Raw genomic sequence first — 16253 nt, 5'->3', positions numbered from 1 at the left:
TTCCATCTTGTTGTGGCTGCTTGGCGTGCCCATTCCCATCATTATCTTGCTGGCGCTTTTCTGGCATTGACTGCGAGATTTTCCTGCCGCGGCGGCGCGTATCGGCGTAGCCGCGCTGAATCATGAACAAGGAACATATCCATGGAAAACGCATCTTCATTGAGTCAGCCATACGCAGGCGGCGTGCCGCCGCGAGAATCCGCCGTCTCCGCCGTGTCGTGGGCCGCCGTGATCGCGGGTGCGGTCATCGCCGCGGCCCTTTCGCTGGCGCTGTTCGCCGGCGGCACGGGCCTGGGCTTTCTTTCCGTTTCTCCCTGGAGCGGCGAGGGCGTGTCGGCGCCTGCGATAGGCATCGGCTTCATCGTGTGGATGCTGGCCACGCAGATCGTCGCCTATGGCATAGGCGGCTACGTCGCGGGGCGGCTACGCACCAAATGGGTCGACGTGCATTCGGACGAGGTCTATTTCCGTGACACGGCGCACGGCTTTTTGGTGTGGGCGTTGAGCGCGGTCGTCAGCGCCGTATTGCTGGGCGCGTCCATCGCGACCCTGGCTTCCGGCGTGGCTAAGGCGGGCGCTTCGGTGGCGGCGGGGGCCGGTACGGCGGCGACGGCCGCGGCTGCCGTCGGCGGGGGCGACGGGATGGCGCAGGTCCGGGGTTATTTCTCGGATGCCTTGCTGCGTTCGGAACGGCCGGACGCTGGCGCCGATCGCAACGGGGCGAGAGATGAGGTGGCTCGGATCGTGGCGATGAGCGTGGCGCGCGGTTCCATGACGGGCGAAGATCGCGACTATGTCGTGAAGGTGGTGGCGGCGCAGACCGGCATGGAGCCGGCGGCGGCGCAGCGCCGCGTCGATCAGGCCGTGCAGAACGTGAAGCAGGCTGCCGACGACGCCAAGCAAAAGGCCAAGGAGGCCGCGGACCAGGCGCGCAAGGCTGCAGCCGCATTCGCGCTGTGGGGATTCGCCTCAATGCTGATCGGCGCCTTCGTGGCCAGCCTGGCGGCGACCTGGGGCGGCAGGCGGCGCGATGTGGTGCGCTTGCCTTAGCCGGGAGGCGGGGCTGCTTCAGTCAGGCGGTCCCGCCGCAGGTTTGCACACCTTTCTCCGAAAAGGAACACATGCGCGTAGCTATCATTCATGGCATGGCGTGGCTGAGTGACTCCCGGGATCGGTGGCGTCGTGGGCGCAAACAGGTCCTGCCATCCGATGTCCACGCTAAAGGGCGCACGTTCCGGCGTGTCGTTGTAGCCAAGGATCAGAAGGGATCCAGGCTTGAGCACACGATGGCATTGCTGAAGCAGGCGTTCGAAATCGGCCCGCTCGTTGAGTCCCCAGCCGATCACGCCATTGACCACAACGACGTCGAACGAAGCTTCGGCGTAGAACGCCGACATGTCCGTTGCGCTTCCGATCGTATGTTTGCCGGCTGGGCCATAGACCGCTTGCTCAGGATCCATATCCAGCGAATGAAAATCCATGTTCAGCAAACGGGGGTAGTGCCAGGTGTATTCATGCATGCCCACGAACAGGCACGTCATGGGCGTGCCTGACCGGGTGGCCTGCAGGTTCAGGTAGTCGAATATCTGCTGTTCCAGGAAACTGCGATTCGGAGACTTCAGCCTGAAATCGATGCCGCAGCGCGCGGCCAGTTCAGGAGACCAGTGGAACAGTCGCTTTTTTGCTCTACGGATAAGTCGACGCAAGGAAATTTGTTCGCTCCTGATGGGGGGGCTGAATAGCGGCCGCCTGTGAGCGACGCGCACCGGGTCGTAAGACTGGTTCCCCTCGCGAAGAGTTCCTATGCGAAAAACGAAAAGGGCGCCCACTTAAGTGGGCGCCCTTTGAATTCCTTGGTGGCGCATCCCTGATTCGAACAGGGGACCTGCGGATTATGATTCCGGTGTCCGAACGGGCCGGAAAGCCACGCCAGATATAGGAATTCGGGCGAATACTGTCCAATAATTCGGCCTTCAGACCGGGCCTGTAGGCCGCTTGTTTCCTGGCTTCATCGCTCTATTTTAGACAGCCGGAAGGGCCGTTTTATTCGGGCTGACGGTGCCCCGCCAGCGGGCCTTCACATAGATTTCAGTGGTGCGCACGGACTCATGACCACATAGCACTTGGATATCGGTCAAGGGTACCTTGGCCAGCCACATGTCGGTTGCGCCCTTGCCTTTCAGGTCGTAGAACCCGAAGGGTTCGGCTAGTGTGCCCTCCTTGACGGCCCTGTACACGCGGCGGCGCAGCATGGCTGAAATTCCGTCGTAGGTATAGGCCTCGCCTTTGCGCGTTCGCACCAGGTGCAGCCCCGGGCCGAGGATCGCCTCGCCCGGCGCCGCGCGGGCCAGGATCGCCTCGATTTCTGGCGTGACGCGGATGTCCACAACTTGGGCGGTTTTCGCCTGGCGATTGCGGATTACGCGCTGGACCGTTCCGTCCGCCTCGCGTTTGTTGACCAGATTGGCGGCCGTCCAGGTGATGATGTCCTCAGGTCGCTGCAGCGTCCTGTAGATGAGATCCATCAGGATCCGCTCGGGCTTGGAGGCCTTCGCGTAGATCAGGGCGTACTCGTCATGGTCGACATACCGATCGCGCTTCTGCTCGGGATTCCGGGCGATGCCAAAGCAAGGGTTGGCCGAGGCGCCAGTCTCTGGTCGTCGCATCATCCAGGTGAAGGCCGCTGACAGGCAGGCCTTTTCGCGGTTCGCCCGTACCGCGCGGTCTGCGCTTGCGCCTGCGTCCAGGTACTGCGCCACGTGGTAGCCCTGGACTTGATTGGGCAACATCTTGCCGAAGAACGCGGTCAGCGGTTTCACCGCGCCTGCGTAGTCGTCGTAGGTGCGTTGGGCGATCCCGCGTCGGACCTTCGGCAAGCCGATGCGCTTCTGGCAGTCTGCGATGAACATGCCCAGCCAGTAGGCCATGGTGCCGTACTCGCCGGCGGGATCGTTGTAAAGATTGCCGCGCCGCTTCGCCTCGACGATGTCGGTACCGATCCGCTCCCACTTGCCAGTGCCCGGGTGGACGTAGTAGAAGGCGCCGTGTTTGAGGTAGACACGCGGCGGCAGCCCCAGGTCACCCGATTTTCGCTTGCGTCCCATGCTTCCGTTGCTTGTTGAAAAGTTGTTGCAGCGCGGCGTGGTCCGGCTGAGGTCCAGAAGGCGGAGGGTGCGCGTCGTTCGCGGCTTCAGGTGGCGAGCCCGCCATGACACGATCAAACGCCGCCCGGCCGACGAGAGGACGCCCGCCGGGCTTGCGGCTGACGGGGACCCCCAGGCGTTGCAGGTATCGTATCTGGGCGTGCGGCTGCGTCAGCGGTTCGCAGATCTCGTCGATCTCGGCGTCAGAGAGGTAGGGCTTCATCGAGGCACCTCGTTCCATTCGCGGCCGTCCAGCAGCCGGCCCGCCGCCTTCTTCCCGGCTCGGAAAATCTGCATCGCGCCCGTCCCTTGTTGAAAGGCCATGGGCGTGCGCAAGTCGAGTACTGCTCCGTCGCTGTGCATGACTGCCGTGTCGACGATGCAGCGCCGGCCATAGATGTCGTCCAGATTGCATTGGCTTTCGTGGGGACGCGCGACCACCGCCGAGCGGTAAAGCGCGCTGTGCTCCGCCTCGGGCATCTCGCAGATCGGCTTCCACTCCCCCCATTGCTTGAACAAGAACGGCACGCCGGCGGCCTGGCATTCGTCGCGCAGGTTACGTGCCCAGTCTGGATGTATAGGCCGCGCGCCTGGGCCGCTTTCGCCGCCGACGATCACCCAATCCAGCACCTCGGTGGCGTGAAAGGCGGCCAGCCTGCAGGCGCGCCCCAGGGCCACTGGCCCCAGCAGCGGCTCCATGCTGAGGAAGCGCCGGCGCGCGGGCACCGCGAGCAGCTTGGGAATGTCGCGCTCGGCCTCGGACTGGTTCACGATTGTGGTGCCCAGCCAGACATTGCCGCGCGCGGCCCAGTCATGCGTGGGCAGCATGCGCGCCACGTTGCCGATACGCTTCGTCAGCAGTAGCCAGTCCAGGTTCGGCGTCATTTCGATCAGGTCGAACAGGTCGCGGCGCCAGGTCGGGTCCACCGCGTTGTCGAACACGTCAGCCAGGCTGGAGCAGAACACGCGCTGGCGCCGGCCGTGTTGGGCGTAGAACACACCCGCGTCACGGTTCCATACCAGCGGCTTGCGCCAGTTGGCGGCGCTGGTGCGCCGACGCGGTGCGCCCGGCCCCCAATTCACTGCCCGGCCGCCAGCGAAGCGCGCGTTGCGGGTTTCGGCGTAGCAGTGGTCGCAGCCGGGGCCAACCTTCTGACATCCTTCCCACGGGTTGAAGGTGTGATCCGTCCACTCGATTTTGCTGTTCTCAGCCATACACCGCGCCTCCGTCCTTGTTGTTATGGCGGGTCTGGGCCAGATCTTGGGCGCATTCCCGGCAGATAGCCGGTCCGCCACACCGTGCCAGATATCCATCGGGGCGCCTCCAGGCATGCCCGTGGCCGGTGTTCGTGCCGACGCGGTTTTCCTTCTTCTGCGCGCCCGGTTGCGCGGACAACTCTCCGGAATTTCCGGACGGTTGCGTGGACAGGGCGGCCATGTAAGCCGCGGCAAGCGCCGCTATCGCCTTTGGGCTGGCCGCCTCGATGAACTCACGGACGCCTGGCGCCATGCTCACGTCGGGATGCCCGTAGCTGGGTTGGACCCAGCCGCATAGGGCGCCACCGTCGCGCCGGTCCGGCCCGTCTTCGAACGTCAGGCGCCGGAAGGAGCATGAGTCCCACCACTTCCAGTTCCGATTCCCCAACGCTGCCGCGAGCTTAAGCAGGTCGGCCGCGGCGTCCAGGCTGTGCGCCGCCTCTCTGGCCTGGGGCGCGGCATAGACGAGCGGCCGGGTGTAGTTTTTGCCGTAGAGATCCAGGCGGGCCTGCTTGAGCGCATCGCTGATCGGGTCGCCGTCCTCATTGGCCCACGCCACCGGCTGCGCCTCCCCGGCTACAGGGGCGCTTGCCAGGGCGGCGTGGCGCGACCATTCCGCCAGCGCGGCCTTGAAGTGCTCGGCGTAACCCTTTTCGTCCGCTCCCCAGCGCAGCAGGCTTTCTTCGCCCCATACGCCATCATCTTCGGGCTCAGGCGGCGTCGGCACGGACAACACTTGCTCGACTTGGCTCAGGCAGTGTGCGCGGCGAATTACGTTTCCGAGGCACGCCATCAACGTGCTGGGGTTGCGCGCCAAGACGCCGATGCCGAACCGGTGATAGACCTGCGTGAGGATATCGTCCGCCCGCTCATCGGCTACAGGGGCGCTTGCCACGGACGCCACGTAGCCGGCCAACGCATGTGCCATGTCGGCAACCTTCTTCAGCGCGATCGCCTTGGCATCGTCAAGGTTCATCGCGGTGTCCAGATAGTCGCCATCCAGGTGAACGCAGTAGGAGTCGTGCGGCTTCCAGCTCTTCCATTCAATGCTGAACCGGCCCAAAGGCGATTCCGCCAAAACGTGGGTATAGCGAATCTGCTCATTCGGCTCGGCCACTTCCGACCACTGCAGCGTGGCTATATGGGCGCGCTGTGCAGCCTCTTCCGCGGCCAGCATTGCCGCCTGGGACCCGGGGGCGTTGAGGTCGGTCATGTCCGGTCTCCTTTGCTCTGGGCATGCCCGGCAAGCGCGAGGACGTCGTCGGTCCAAGACGGATAGGCAGGCTCGCTGCCGGCACACGTTTCCTGGCCGTAGATCGCCCTGGTGTCCCGCGCCAGCCTAGTCAGGCGCGCGGCCGCTGCCTGCAGCTCGGGCGTGGGTTGGCGGCCGGCGGCCGCGGTACCCTGGGTAAGCACTCCGGCCTGGCGCCAGTCGCTATCCAGGCGATCGATGACGTGCAGGGCGACGCGCAAGTCTTCGCGCTGGACGCGGCAGGTTTCTGGCGCCTCGCCTTGGACGCGGGCGGCGGCAGCTTCGCGCAGGCGCGCGATGGTCGTGTGAAAGCTCATGCTGCGAGTTCCCTCCAGGTGACGACGTTGCTTGCGGCGGGCGTCAGGTGCGGCTGCACGTCGGCGGCGCGGGCCGCGATGGTGCGCATGGCCAGGTCGTAGCGCATGGGCCGACGAACCACCGGGCGATAGGGCGGGGGCGTCACGCCTGAGCGGCTGACGTCCAAGAAGCGCAGGAAGAAGGGCAGCAGCGCCGCTGGAGTGGACCCCGGGGCCGTCCAGCCCAGGCGTTCGGCGATGAGTGCGGCCAGTTGCGCGTTGCTGGTTGTCGGCTTCATCCGTACGCCCAGCAGGCGCAACTGCTCGGCGGTCATGCGCCGCGCTGTCTGCATCTCCGAGGAATGGTGGCGGATGGTGGTCATGCCGCCTCCTTGAGCTTGGCCGGGCCGGAGTGGCCGTGCTCGATCCAGTGCACCGTGAAAGCGTCGGACGGCGCCGCCGGCGCGGACTTCAGCGTGCCGAGCAGCAGGATGGTGTCCATGTGGCCGTCGGCGACCAGGGCGTCGACCAGGCCCAGCGCATCGGCGCGCCCAGCCATGTCCAGGCAATCGAAGCGGTCTAGGATCAACATGCGCAGACCGGAAATCTCGGCCAGCGCCGCGCCGACTAGAGCGTCCACGCGCCAGCGTTCCGATTCGGACAGCAGGCGGTAGGGGCGGCCGCCCCAGGTGATGCCCATATCGGCGCCGACTGCCGGCGCGCGCCAGCCTGCCAGTTCGGCCAGGCCAGCCAGCTTGTCGTTGAACGGCTGAAGGGCCTCAGCCAGGATTTCGCCCGGGATGCCGTCGGGCGACAGCGCGTCGCCGATCGCCAGCCAATCCGTGACCTCGGAGTGATAGCGCGTGGCGTTCGCCGTTCGCTCCGCGGCGCCGGCGGCGGCCTGCTTGGCGTTCATCAGGGCCTGCACACGCTCGTTGATCGTCTTGTGTTCGGCGCGCAGGGCCGTCACCTTGGCGCGGGCCGCCTCCACGTCCGCCGGCGCGATCGCCTCGGGCTGGTTGTTTCCGCCCAGCTGCTCGGCCGCCGCTTCAGCCGCGGCGATGTCGCGGCGGTCGTTCTCGACGCTGCGCGCCATCAGGTCGCGGGCTTCGATGGCCTTGGGCAGGGCAGCAGAGGCCTCGGCGTCGCCGGCGTCGTCGTCCAGGCTGCCGTACTGCTCCTCATATGCCTTGAATGCCTTGAGGATCCGCCCATCCAGTTCTGCGGGCAAATTGAGACCCGTGTCTTCGAAGTTGTAGGCGTCATCCAGGCAGCGGGCCAGGTCGTGCACCAGCCCCACGCGCGGCCCGATCCCGGCCTTCGCCTCCAGCGTGGCGACGCGCTCGGCCAGCTTGCCGTGCTCGGCCTGGTCGAACTCGAGCTTCTGGCGCAGTGCCGGCAGCTTAGCTGCCTGGGCCTGCTGGGCCGAATGCTGGTGCTGCCAGTCCGCATAGTGGGTGGCCTTCTGCTGTAAGGCGCCCAGGGCGGTGGTGGCCTGCTCGATTTTGGCTTCGACCGCGGCCAGCGCCGCGCGCTCGCCCACCAGCGCGGCCTGGTCGAACGGCGGGACTTCCGCTGCCCAGCCTTCGGCCTTCTGGCTCCCCCACTGCTCGCCAGTCGTTGTTTTCCATGAGCCCTTGGCCTCGGTGGCTTGCTGCTTCGCATGCTCGGCGCCGGCCGCGAAGCAGCTGCGCAGGATGGGCTTGATGGACGGGACAAGGAGCGGGCTGCAGCCGCGGGTCAGCAACCGGCGCTCGATCTCGTCGGCCTTCACGTTCGTTCGCGTCAGCGCGAACAGCAAGGTGCGGCGCTCGTCCGGCTTGGCCGCGGCGAAGCGCTCGGGTGCCAGCACAAAGGGTAGGGCCGGCGACGTCGGCATCAGAGCTTCGCCATATTGGGTCCCCTTCGGCAAGCTGACGCCGATCGTGCCTTCATCCAGGTCCAGCGCGACGGCACCGACCTTAGCGCCGTCGGTGACCAGGGCGCCGAATTCCTTTTTCAGGCCGACGCGCTCGGGTGTGGCCAGGAATGCCAGGCGCACGGCCTCGGCGATGCTGGACTTGCCGGCGCCGTTTGCGCCGGCGATCAGCGCCGCAGGCGTCCGCAGATCCAGGTCAACGGCGCACGCGCCTTGGAAATTCTCGATGGTGAGGCGATTGATTCGCATGATTGCTCCTTAGGCACGCAGCTCGCGGCTGCCGTTGGATTGCATGGCCGTTACAAGGCCGGCGACCTCCATGGACTCCAGGAGATGGGCGGCGCGGTTGTAGCCAATACGCAGATGGCGTTGCACCAGGGAAATGGAGGCTCGGCGGTGCTTGCGCACCACCATGACGGCTTCGGTGTAGAGCGGGTCGATCGCGTCTCCGGCGTCGTCGCCGTCATCGTCTCCCTCGAGCGGCAGCTGGCCGGCCGACGGCGTCGCCACGGCAGCGGAATCCGGGATCTGCTTCTCGCCGCCCAAGGCGTAGACCAGCTCGGCCAGCAACTTGGCGATCTCGCCGGCCATTAGCAGGAACTCCGCGTCGAAGACCTCAGCGTCGGTGTCTTCGGCCGGGTGGTTCTCCTTCAGCACGTCCAGCGCACGGATCTTGCGGATATCCAGGTCCTCGGTCAGCTCGAACGAGATTTTGTCCGCCCAGGTCATGGCGAGGCGCGTGCACTGCTTGCCGGACTGGATGTGCCGGCGCACGTCGTCGGCGTCGATCGAGTGTTTGACGTAGCGGATGGCCGCGCCGCTGGTGCCCGTAGCGCGCAGCTCGGCGTCCTGGTCGATGCTGAAGTTGGCCGGGGCTTCGTCCTCTGCCAGCCAGCCCGTCATGGCGGACGTCGGCGACTGCGCGACATACAGGTTTTCGAGCGGGAAAGGCTCGATGGACTTGGCCAGGAGACCGATGACCATGTCAGCCTTCGATGGCGTACTGGTGTCGATGATCAGCCAGCGCTCGATCGGGTCGATCCACAGGCGGATATCGTCGTACTGCGTCAGCGCCGTAGGCAGCTTCTCGTCGATGATCTGCTCGCGGATCTCCTTCATCTGCTTGCGACCCGGCTTGTAGCTCTGCTGCTGCTCGATCTCGAGAGCACGTGCCGCCGTGGCCTGGTTGATCGCCTTGCCGGGCAGAAGCTTGGATTCCACGCGCAAGGTCAGCAGCAGCTTGCCGCCCACGGCGTGCGCCAGGTCGGCGCCCTCGCGCGGCGGCACCCAGCCGAGCGTCTGAAGTTCCAGCTGGCCGCCGGGCACGAAGGCATTCGCGGCCAGCTTGTTGTTCAATTCGTCCAGGTTCCAGAAGGGCCCGACGGACGTGAGCCGGTAAATCTTGGCATTCTTGAGCATGGCGGCGTCTCCTTATTCCGGCGCGGCCATGCGGCGGCGGGGTGCGGTAGCGGCCGGGCGCTGCTGGGCATGCTGCTGTTGAGCCTGCTGCTCGATCTGCTTGGCCATGGCAATGCGGCGTTCCCGGTAGATCTGGTGCAGGCGCGCACGCTCGCCCAGGTCGTTCACGCCCTCGATCGAGTCGCTGGCCAGGTCGAGCACGTCCAGAGTCTTGGCATTGACGATCTGGTGTTCGACAGCCGCCGGGGCCAAGCCCGGATCCTCGTCAGCGCCTGGCAGGTGGGCCTGTTGGCCGCCGGTCGGCTCCGTCTGGGAGGCAGGGGTGGCCGATGCCGCAGCCTGCTCCGGGCTACCGGCCTCGGCTTGCGCCTTTGCGGGGGAGGTGTCGGCTTGCGTCGCGGGCTCGCGCGCTTCCAGGTCCGTCGCGTCCGTGGGCGCAGGTTGGCGTTGCGTGGGCTGTGCATTGCCGCGGAGCTCTTCCACGTTCACGCTGATGGTGCCGTCCGGACCCGTCGATGCTTCGATGATGTCCTGCGCCTCTTCGACCGTCTGCAGGCCCATGAGGAGCTCCGGCGCGTAGAGCTTGCCGAAGAACGACGCAGTGCGGTACCGGAGCATGACTTCGTCCATGGTCTGCCACTTGCTGCCGTTCTTCGTGTACCAGCCTTCCAGCACCGCCATCTCGATCGACACCGCGGGTGACTCGATCACCTCGCCGGTTTCCTTCTCGATCGCCCAGGCCACGCACACCTTGTCGTTGATCTTGACCTTTTCGACTTTGGTGTGCCGCTGGTTGTTGTCCCAATACGTCGACTTGTATTCGACCTCGCGTTCGCCGCGGCTTTCGATGCGAAAGCGCAGGGGGGAGAAGCGGCCGCAGCCATTGATGGCCGCGATGATCCACTGTGATGACCAGGAGGGCCGGCCTTCTACGATGTAGAGGTTCTGCATGACCATCAGCGGATCGGCGCCCATGCGCTGCGCCATGTTCAGCGCGACAACCGAATTCGCCAGTGCGTTCGGGTTCTCGCGAGATTCCTTGACGTTGCCGTAGCGGTCCAGCTTTTCGATCGTCTGGCGATAGGCCACGGGCACCAGCGTGCTGCTGGAAAGCAGGCGCGCGGCGCGCTGCATAAGTTCGAAGCCCTGGAGACTGTTGAAGCCGGGGGCGATGGTGGGCATTTGCGATTCAGGCGTGGCGGCCCGCAGGCCTTGGACAGTGGTGGTCTGGGACATGGTTCAACCTTTGAATTTGCAGGTGGGGTGGCGCGGGCAGTACTTGCCCGAGCAGAGGACGGACTTGGGGTTGCCGTAGAAGCTGCCGCTGTGCACTAGGCGGGAGGCGTGCTGCAGGAGGCCGGGGCTGTCGTCGGTGCCGACAAGAGCGTCGCGCGCGCCGGCGATCTCGCCAGTGCCGACGCGCTGCGCCGTGGCGGTCTTTCCGGTCTGCAGGCCGATGATCTGCGCGGGTGCGGTGATTTGTTCGCCGATGGCGTGCTGGGCGAGGATCTCGTAAACACCCATCTGCGGGCCGTGACCGGCGGTCGTGACCGCACCGTCAGACCCGACGGCGCGGGCGCCGCTCTTGAGGTCAGCAATGCCCAGCGCGCCGTTGGCGGTGCGCCGGACGCGGTCCGTCGTACCCGTGAGCGCGATGCCCAGGTCGGAGATTTCCATGCGGTCGCAGGTAAGCTCCACCGCGACGTAGTCCTGGAGCGGAGCGATTTGCGCGCAGTAGCGCGTGTGGAGCGCCAGGCCAATGCGCTCGGCATCCTTCTGGCTCGCGTCGTCCCACTCGACCTCCTCGTCGGTGCCGTATAGGGACTTCACGAACTCGCTGGCGGCGTCGTCGGGGGTGATGGGGTTGCCGTCCAGCTTGGCCTGGTCGAAAGCGGCCGTGCCGGCGTGGATGGCCGTGCCCAGTCGCGCGGCGCCGGAGGAGGGCATCCGCATGCCCAGCAGGTTCTTGGCTTCCCAGCGGGCGGGGCAGTCGAAGAGCTCGGCCAGGCTGGACGCCCGGATCGGGATGATTCGTTGCATGGTGGGGACTCCGGTTCAGTTGGGGGCGTGCGCCGCGGAGGCGGCGTTCGCGGAATAGGGGGCGGCAGCGACCGCCTGGGGTGCGGCGTCGAGGGACGGTCCCAGCCCGCCGGTGATGAACGCGAGGAACACCGTTCCGCCGACGACGCCGGCGCCATAGGCGGCCAGGTCCAGGTCGCGGCCGGCGCGGCGCGCGCGGCGCCAGATGGCGAGGAGACGACGAGTCATGGCTGCTCCCCCTTGGCCTTGGCGATGGCGGCGCGCCCGGCAGCTACAGCAGCTTCCACGCGGGGACCGCGCTGATAGGCCACGTCCATACCCAGCAGCGCTTCCAACGCCTCCAGCAGTTCCGGCGAGGCTGCGATCAGACGCTTGTTGGCCTGGGTAACCGGTCCGGAATACCAGCCTTTGTCGCCGGCTTTGTCCATGTTCAAGACGTCGCATACGGCAACGACTGTCTGGCCGACTTGCTGCACGTACTCGCCGTCGATTTCCCACGGCCCGGGTGTGTGCTGGGCGCTCATGCATGCCTCGCGTAGTCGACGTCCGGCACGATCACCACGTCGCCGCGGATCTGGAGGGGCACGCCGCAGGCTTCCTGGTACAGGCGCGTCGCGGCGGGATTGACGGGCAGGCCCTTGCTGATGCCGTCGTCATCGACCAGCATGACGTGCGCACGGTCGGCGAGGCGAACGATGTCCAGCGCGTCGGCGCCGATCATCAGGCAGACGTCCTGGATAGCGTGCGGCCCGTGCAGTTCGGTTTCGGCGCCATCGGCGCGAATCAGCTTGCGGATGGCCTTCATGCCCGGCTCCCTTGCTCGGCGTCGAGCGCGGCCTGGGCCATCTGCGCCAGCTCGTAGTCACGGTCCAGATAGCCAGTGGAGCCGCCAGCAATCTGCGCCAGAGCCGAGCGCAGGCGGGCGTTGGCTAGGCGCAACCGCAGGTTCTTGCCTTCCAGAGCGAGCGTGCCGTGCATCTTGGGCTGGTCGTGTTCGGCGGCGACGTAGGGGCGGCCCGCGAGCGCGGCTTCGGCGCGGCTGGCGATCCAGCGCAGGCGCCGCGTCTGCGACGAGCTGGCGCGCGCCGTGCGCATGATGTGGTCGAGCGCGTCCTGCAGGACATCGCTCGTCCGCGGAAGTTGTTGGGGAGCGTTCATAGCTGGCGGTTCTCCATGGGTGGCACGCCGGCGCGGATCTGCCGGCTGGGCATGCAGTCGAAAGTGACGCGGGTGGTGGGCGGGAATACGGCGAGGGAGTCGAGGCATTCGGCTTGGGTGGCGAAGCGCTCGATCACCATGACGGGCGGGCGGTCGTGGCCGGCGGGCAGAAAGGCCAGTAGCACCCACAAGGTGGCGGCGGTCATGCGCGGCTCCCGAGGGCCATCCGGCAAACCTGGCCGGCGCGCTCGGCCTGCTCCTGGCCGAACATGCCGAAATGGCAGATGGACGGCGCGATTCCCAGGGTCTTCGCCAGCCAGGCGTAGGCGGCGTTGCGGTCGTTGCCGAAGCGTTCGCGCGTCAGGCGTTGGAAGACGCCTTTCGCTTCTTTTCGAGCGCTGACGGTGGCCCTGCCTGCCATGAGCCCCAGCGGCAGGTCTGTGTCGGGGTGCAGCCCGACGTAGGCCTGGCATTGCGTGCAGCGGTAGACATAGGGCCAATCTCCGAAGGAGTGGCCGTTGTAGATCTCGCGGTTGTTGGTCAGCTTGACCGGCCCGTTGCAGCAATGGCAGGCCTTGGGTGGCTCAATGCGATCGCGAACGCGCGCCAGAGCGCGGCGGGAGACATAGGGGAGAGGAGCGGGCGCCTGCAGCTTGGCCTTGCTCTTGCTGCGCGGGTCCACACCCAGGACGGTGATCGTCATGCTTTTGCACTCCACGGGTCGGTGCGGCGGCGATACGCGGCGTAGATGTCGATGCCGCGTGCGATCGCGTAGGCGAGGGGGAAGAGGAAGAGGGCGGCGATCACAGGGCTACCTCTCCGGTGTCTCGGGCGGAACGATCAATCAGGAGGCGTGCGCGTTGCAGCAGCTGGGCGCGGAGCTCGGCGACTCCATCGGCGCCCGCGCGCTGGTCAAAAGGCCACTGGCTCAGCGCGGAAAGCGCGACGCCGGCGGCAGCCTTGGGTGCTAGGTCGCACTGCAGCGTTTCAATCCACCAATCCAGGGGCTGGCCGAGAACACGGAAGGCTCGGCCGGCGAAGAGCTCGAATAGGGCGGTGAGGATCTGTTCGTCGGAGATCCGGGGTACCCGCACGCTACCCTCGCGCGGGAAACGGCCGTGGTCCGCGGTGCGGCTGGGGTCGTCTCGAAGCGCCGCGTCAGGGCGGGTGAGGTGGGCGTGCATATTTGCCTCCATATTTGCGTGATACGCATACATAGAAGTGCATGATACGCAAATTCAGAAATGCGTCAAGCGCATTTTTAAGGCAAAGAAAAGGCCGCCCAGTTTGGCGGCCTTGTCAGAAGGGGTGATCTTGCGAGTAGTTACCGGTCTTCGATGGACACTGTCCGCGGGCCGTTGGGCGGATAGATACAGATCGCCCTTTGGGGTAGCAGATTCCCGAATCCATTCTTAGCCTCGAAGTCCAGCCGAACCTCTATGGTCCCGTCATTCTTGGTCTGCGCCGCGCCGCCGAACGTGCTGAAGCTGACGGAGGACGGGAACTTGGCGCTTTGCCTGGTGCTCGCCTGGCAGTCCGCCATGGCGTCGTTTTTCGAAAGCGCGGATTGTGGCCCGGCCGGCACTTCGCTGGACTTGTTGTTGCCGGTCATGGCTGCGATCGCCGCGGCGATCACCACGATGCCCAGCAACCCCATGGCCTTTCGCTGCGCCTGCTTGCGGCGGTCCGCCAAACTGGTCGTGTTCTTCATTTCTTCTCGGGTGCGGGTTCGGTCGTCAATTCAACGACGCTTCCGATAGCGGCGGTGCTCCACCATGGTGCCGATGATGTTCACGTGAGTGTAATCGGACCGAATTGAAGGGTAGTCCGGGTTGAGCGGGACCAGCTCGAAAACCACAACGCCGTTTTCGTTGACACCGCGGGGCCGGTACTTTTTGAATGTTGCCTCATGCTCGCCGTTCTTGGCGACCACGAAATCCCCGGGTAGCGGCTCCACGGAAGGATCGATGACGACCAGGTCGCCCTCATTGAAGGATTCTTCGCTCATCGGGCTGTACATCGACAGCCCTTTGATCCGCAGGGCGAAGGCCGATCGGGAAAGGTCCAAATCGGTCAGCAGCCAATCGTCGGGGTTCGTGTAGGGGACGACCGATTCAGTTAAGGCCCCCGCTTGAACATAGCTCAGCACGGGGATGCGACGGCTGCCGAGCGCCGTCACTTCTACATTGGACTCGGCTGATACGCCTTGGAAAAGATCGCCCACGGCGCAGCCCAGCGCCGCTGCGATTTTGCCAAGGATCTCGTCGCTATAGCCTTGCTTCCCCCGCTCGAGGCGCGACACGTTCCCGACGTCGCTCCCGATTCGGTTCGCAAGATCCAAGATTGTCCAGCCCAACGCTTTGCGTCGCTGGCGAATGTTATCCCCGAGGTTCATAGCGGAATTGTCCCGTTGCGACTGCGTGTGGCGCAAAGCGCATTGCGCATATCTCGCATTGGAACTAATATGCGTCACACGCATAATTTATGGACCGAACAGATGACCACTCCTTTGCGCATGGCGCGCGAGAAGCGCGGCCTGACCATTCAACAAGTCGCCACTTCGGTGGACATTGACCCGGGCAACCTGAGCCGCATCGAGCGAGGTAAGCAGGTGCCCTCTAAGGATCTCGCCGAAAAGCTGTCCCGGGTGTACGGCGGCGAGGTCACCGAGACCCAGATCATCTATCCCGAGCGCTTCGCATGCGTCGTGCCCGGCGAAGCCGAAAGCGCAACAGGCGTCAGCGCGCCGCGCCTTGACCCAGGCACGGCCGGCCATGCTTAGGCGGCGGGCCGCTCTGCGGGTTGGCCCGGGGCCGTGCCGCGCTCTCATGCCGTCAGTGCAGGGACGCCGAGGGCTGCGCATCGGCGTCGGGCTCCGGTCCCATATCCGTTTCCAAACACAGCCGATCGAACACGGCGCGCACGGTGGCTTGGTCCGCGTCGCCGACGACGCCATCGGCGATTTCCTTCGCCAGTTTCAGCAGCGCCATGGTGGCCTGCGCCGCTCTTCCTTGCCCCCCAATTGCCATTTCTCCCTCCCGGTATTCGCTGCTGTGGTGGGAATGTAACTGCCCGGAGTATTTGACGCATGCGACATGAATCGCACAAAACCCTGATCGCCGTCCTGCGCGATCACACCTCGGCCTGGCGCAAGTCGCTGGACTGGTCCCGGGAAACCATGGTCGACACGATCGTGCGGGCTCACGAAGCCCGCAACGGCCCGGCCGTGACCGGCATCCGCTTTGAACCGCCTACGCAGGATGCGTTTGCCCGCATGAAGGCCAACGCCGACCGGGTGTCGCGCTGGCTGGACGACGAGAGCAAAGACAGCAACCTCCTTCCCGCTAACTTCTTGCCTTCGGTGCTGGCGGCGATGCCGCATGACCGGCGCCGCCATTGCGTGGATGACCTACTGCGTCCGCTCAACCTGGCTGTGCGCACGCTGGCGACGGAAGGCACCGAAACGCTGTGCGTCGGGCAACTGGCCAACGTCCTGCGGGAGCAAGCCGAGGCCAGCGCCGCGCTTGCGGCCCTGCTCGACGGGCAGGCGACCAAGGAGGAACTGATTCAGGCCCACCGCGAAACGTCGGAGTCCATCGTCGCGCTGCGCCAGGCCCGCGCCACGGTGGAGCGGCAGATGGCCGCCGCGGGCATGCAGATCCCTGCCAAAGAGGCGGACCCGTCATGAGAGGCGCGCCGGGGCAGGTGAGGCGCCCGTGGAGCGATATCGAACGTGCGGTGTTGCGCAAGTTCTATCCGGACGCGCCCAC

General features: G+C 65.8%; 24 protein-coding genes and 1 pseudogene. 3 read left to right on the top strand and 22 right to left on the bottom strand.

Features of this window, described 5'->3' with window-relative positions; genetic code table 11:
- Positions 1 to 141 precede the first annotated feature (141 nt).
- On the top strand, positions 142 to 1050 hold the full coding sequence (locus WBB14_RS11195) for a hypothetical protein (protein ID WP_424239886.1): 909 nt from the start codon (positions 142 to 144) through the stop codon (positions 1048 to 1050).
- Here the strand turns inward: WBB14_RS11195 and WBB14_RS11190 are convergent.
- The 21 genes and pseudogenes from WBB14_RS11190 to WBB14_RS11090 all read right to left on the bottom strand — a co-directional run bounded on the left by WBB14_RS11190 (position 1047) and on the right by WBB14_RS11090 (position 14878).
- Positions 1047 to 1706, bottom strand: coding sequence for a class I SAM-dependent methyltransferase (locus tag WBB14_RS11190; RefSeq protein WP_424239885.1), 660 nt, complete (start codon positions 1704 to 1706; stop codon positions 1047 to 1049). The genes WBB14_RS11195 and WBB14_RS11190 overlap by 4 nt on opposite strands.
- 315 nt (positions 1707 to 2021) lie before the next feature.
- Entirely contained in the window at positions 2022 to 3104 is a 1083-nt protein-coding gene (locus tag WBB14_RS11185) for a tyrosine-type recombinase/integrase (RefSeq protein WP_424239884.1), read from the bottom strand.
- A complete protein-coding gene (locus WBB14_RS11180) occupies positions 3079 to 3366 on the bottom strand; it encodes a DUF4224 domain-containing protein (RefSeq protein ID WP_207466263.1) in 288 nt (95 codons plus the stop codon). The genes WBB14_RS11185 and WBB14_RS11180 overlap by 26 nt, the downstream gene beginning before the upstream one ends.
- The gene (locus WBB14_RS11175; protein ID WP_424239883.1) at positions 3363 to 4358 is read right to left on the bottom strand and encodes a phage Gp37/Gp68 family protein; all 996 of its coding nucleotides are present in this window, start codon (positions 4356 to 4358) and stop codon (positions 3363 to 3365) included. Before WBB14_RS11175 ends, WBB14_RS11180 begins: the two co-directional genes overlap by 4 nt.
- Positions 4351 to 5613 (bottom strand): hypothetical protein, encoded by a 1263-nt coding sequence (locus tag WBB14_RS11170; protein ID WP_424239882.1) that lies wholly within the window; start codon positions 5611 to 5613, stop codon positions 4351 to 4353. The genes WBB14_RS11175 and WBB14_RS11170 overlap by 8 nt, the downstream gene beginning before the upstream one ends.
- The gene (locus WBB14_RS11165) at positions 5610 to 5969 is read right to left on the bottom strand and encodes a hypothetical protein (RefSeq protein WP_424239881.1); all 360 of its coding nucleotides are present in this window, start codon (positions 5967 to 5969) and stop codon (positions 5610 to 5612) included. Before WBB14_RS11165 ends, WBB14_RS11170 begins: the two co-directional genes overlap by 4 nt.
- Entirely contained in the window at positions 5966 to 6331 is a 366-nt protein-coding gene (locus WBB14_RS11160) for a hypothetical protein (RefSeq protein ID WP_424239880.1), read from the bottom strand. The genes WBB14_RS11165 and WBB14_RS11160 overlap by 4 nt, the downstream gene beginning before the upstream one ends.
- Positions 6328 to 8115, bottom strand: a complete 1788-nt coding sequence (locus tag WBB14_RS11155; protein ID WP_424239879.1) for an AAA family ATPase — start codon at positions 8113 to 8115, stop codon at positions 6328 to 6330. The genes WBB14_RS11160 and WBB14_RS11155 overlap by 4 nt, the downstream gene beginning before the upstream one ends.
- A 9-nt stretch (positions 8116 to 8124) precedes the next feature.
- The gene (locus WBB14_RS11150) at positions 8125 to 8376 is read right to left on the bottom strand and encodes a DNA translocase FtsK (RefSeq protein WP_424239918.1); all 252 of its coding nucleotides are present in this window, start codon (positions 8374 to 8376) and stop codon (positions 8125 to 8127) included.
- 15 nt (positions 8377 to 8391) lie between these two features.
- A pseudogene (locus WBB14_RS11145) lies at positions 8392 to 9285 on the bottom strand (recombination-associated protein RdgC); the annotation flags it as partial.
- 12 nt (positions 9286 to 9297) lie between these two features.
- On the bottom strand, positions 9298 to 10521 hold the full coding sequence (locus tag WBB14_RS11140; protein ID WP_424239878.1) for a hypothetical protein: 1224 nt from the start codon (positions 10519 to 10521) through the stop codon (positions 9298 to 9300).
- 3 nt (positions 10522 to 10524) lie between these two features.
- Positions 10525 to 11325: a RecB family exonuclease gene (locus tag WBB14_RS11135; protein ID WP_424239877.1), complete on the bottom strand. Its 801-nt coding sequence runs from the start codon at positions 11323 to 11325 to the stop codon at positions 10525 to 10527.
- A 15-nt stretch (positions 11326 to 11340) separates the two neighbouring features.
- Positions 11341 to 11553: a hypothetical protein gene (locus WBB14_RS11130; protein WP_424239876.1), complete on the bottom strand. Its 213-nt coding sequence runs from the start codon at positions 11551 to 11553 to the stop codon at positions 11341 to 11343.
- A complete protein-coding gene (locus WBB14_RS11125; protein ID WP_424239875.1) occupies positions 11550 to 11849 on the bottom strand; it encodes a hypothetical protein in 300 nt (99 codons plus the stop codon). Before WBB14_RS11125 ends, WBB14_RS11130 begins: the two co-directional genes overlap by 4 nt.
- Positions 11846 to 12130, bottom strand: coding sequence for a hypothetical protein (locus WBB14_RS11120; protein WP_424239874.1), 285 nt, complete (start codon positions 12128 to 12130; stop codon positions 11846 to 11848). Before WBB14_RS11120 ends, WBB14_RS11125 begins: the two co-directional genes overlap by 4 nt.
- Complete coding sequence (locus tag WBB14_RS11115; protein ID WP_424239873.1) at positions 12127 to 12483, bottom strand: hypothetical protein; 357 nt, start codon at positions 12481 to 12483, stop codon at positions 12127 to 12129. The genes WBB14_RS11120 and WBB14_RS11115 overlap by 4 nt, the downstream gene beginning before the upstream one ends.
- The gene (locus tag WBB14_RS11110; protein ID WP_424239872.1) at positions 12480 to 12689 is read right to left on the bottom strand and encodes a hypothetical protein; all 210 of its coding nucleotides are present in this window, start codon (positions 12687 to 12689) and stop codon (positions 12480 to 12482) included. The genes WBB14_RS11115 and WBB14_RS11110 overlap by 4 nt, the downstream gene beginning before the upstream one ends.
- On the bottom strand, positions 12686 to 13186 hold the full coding sequence (locus WBB14_RS11105; RefSeq protein WP_424239871.1) for a zinc-finger-containing protein: 501 nt from the start codon (positions 13184 to 13186) through the stop codon (positions 12686 to 12688). Before WBB14_RS11105 ends, WBB14_RS11110 begins: the two co-directional genes overlap by 4 nt.
- Positions 13187 to 13286: 100 nt before the next feature.
- Complete coding sequence (locus tag WBB14_RS11100) at positions 13287 to 13667, bottom strand: hypothetical protein (protein WP_424239870.1); 381 nt, start codon at positions 13665 to 13667, stop codon at positions 13287 to 13289.
- Between the two features lie 140 nt (positions 13668 to 13807).
- Positions 13808 to 14194, bottom strand: a complete 387-nt coding sequence (locus WBB14_RS11095) for a hypothetical protein (protein WP_424239869.1) — start codon at positions 14192 to 14194, stop codon at positions 13808 to 13810.
- A 30-nt stretch (positions 14195 to 14224) separates the two neighbouring features.
- Positions 14225 to 14878 carry a helix-turn-helix domain-containing protein gene (locus tag WBB14_RS11090; protein ID WP_424239868.1) on the bottom strand — a complete coding sequence of 218 codons (654 nt, stop codon included), beginning with the start codon at positions 14876 to 14878 and terminating at the stop codon, positions 14225 to 14227.
- A gap of 102 nt (positions 14879 to 14980) precedes the next feature.
- Between WBB14_RS11090 and WBB14_RS11085 the strand changes: the two genes are divergently transcribed.
- Positions 14981 to 15265 carry a helix-turn-helix domain-containing protein gene (locus WBB14_RS11085; RefSeq protein WP_424239867.1) on the top strand — a complete coding sequence of 95 codons (285 nt, stop codon included), beginning with the start codon at positions 14981 to 14983 and terminating at the stop codon, positions 15263 to 15265.
- 52 nt (positions 15266 to 15317) lie between these two features.
- Here WBB14_RS11085 and WBB14_RS11080 read toward each other — a convergent pair whose 3' ends face one another.
- A complete protein-coding gene (locus WBB14_RS11080; RefSeq protein WP_424239866.1) occupies positions 15318 to 15473 on the bottom strand; it encodes a hypothetical protein in 156 nt (51 codons plus the stop codon).
- A 98-nt stretch (positions 15474 to 15571) separates the two neighbouring features.
- On the opposite strand from WBB14_RS11080, the gene WBB14_RS11075 reads away from it, so the two are divergent.
- Positions 15572 to 16171: a hypothetical protein gene (locus WBB14_RS11075; protein WP_424239865.1), complete on the top strand. Its 600-nt coding sequence runs from the start codon at positions 15572 to 15574 to the stop codon at positions 16169 to 16171.
- Positions 16172 to 16253 lie beyond the last annotated feature (82 nt).

The organism is Achromobacter sp. (genome assembly GCF_049647645.1).
In the GTDB taxonomy this organism is placed as follows: Bacteria; Pseudomonadota; Gammaproteobacteria; order Burkholderiales; family Burkholderiaceae_B; genus Achromobacter.
This window is presented reverse-complemented; position numbering and strand designations above follow the sequence as displayed.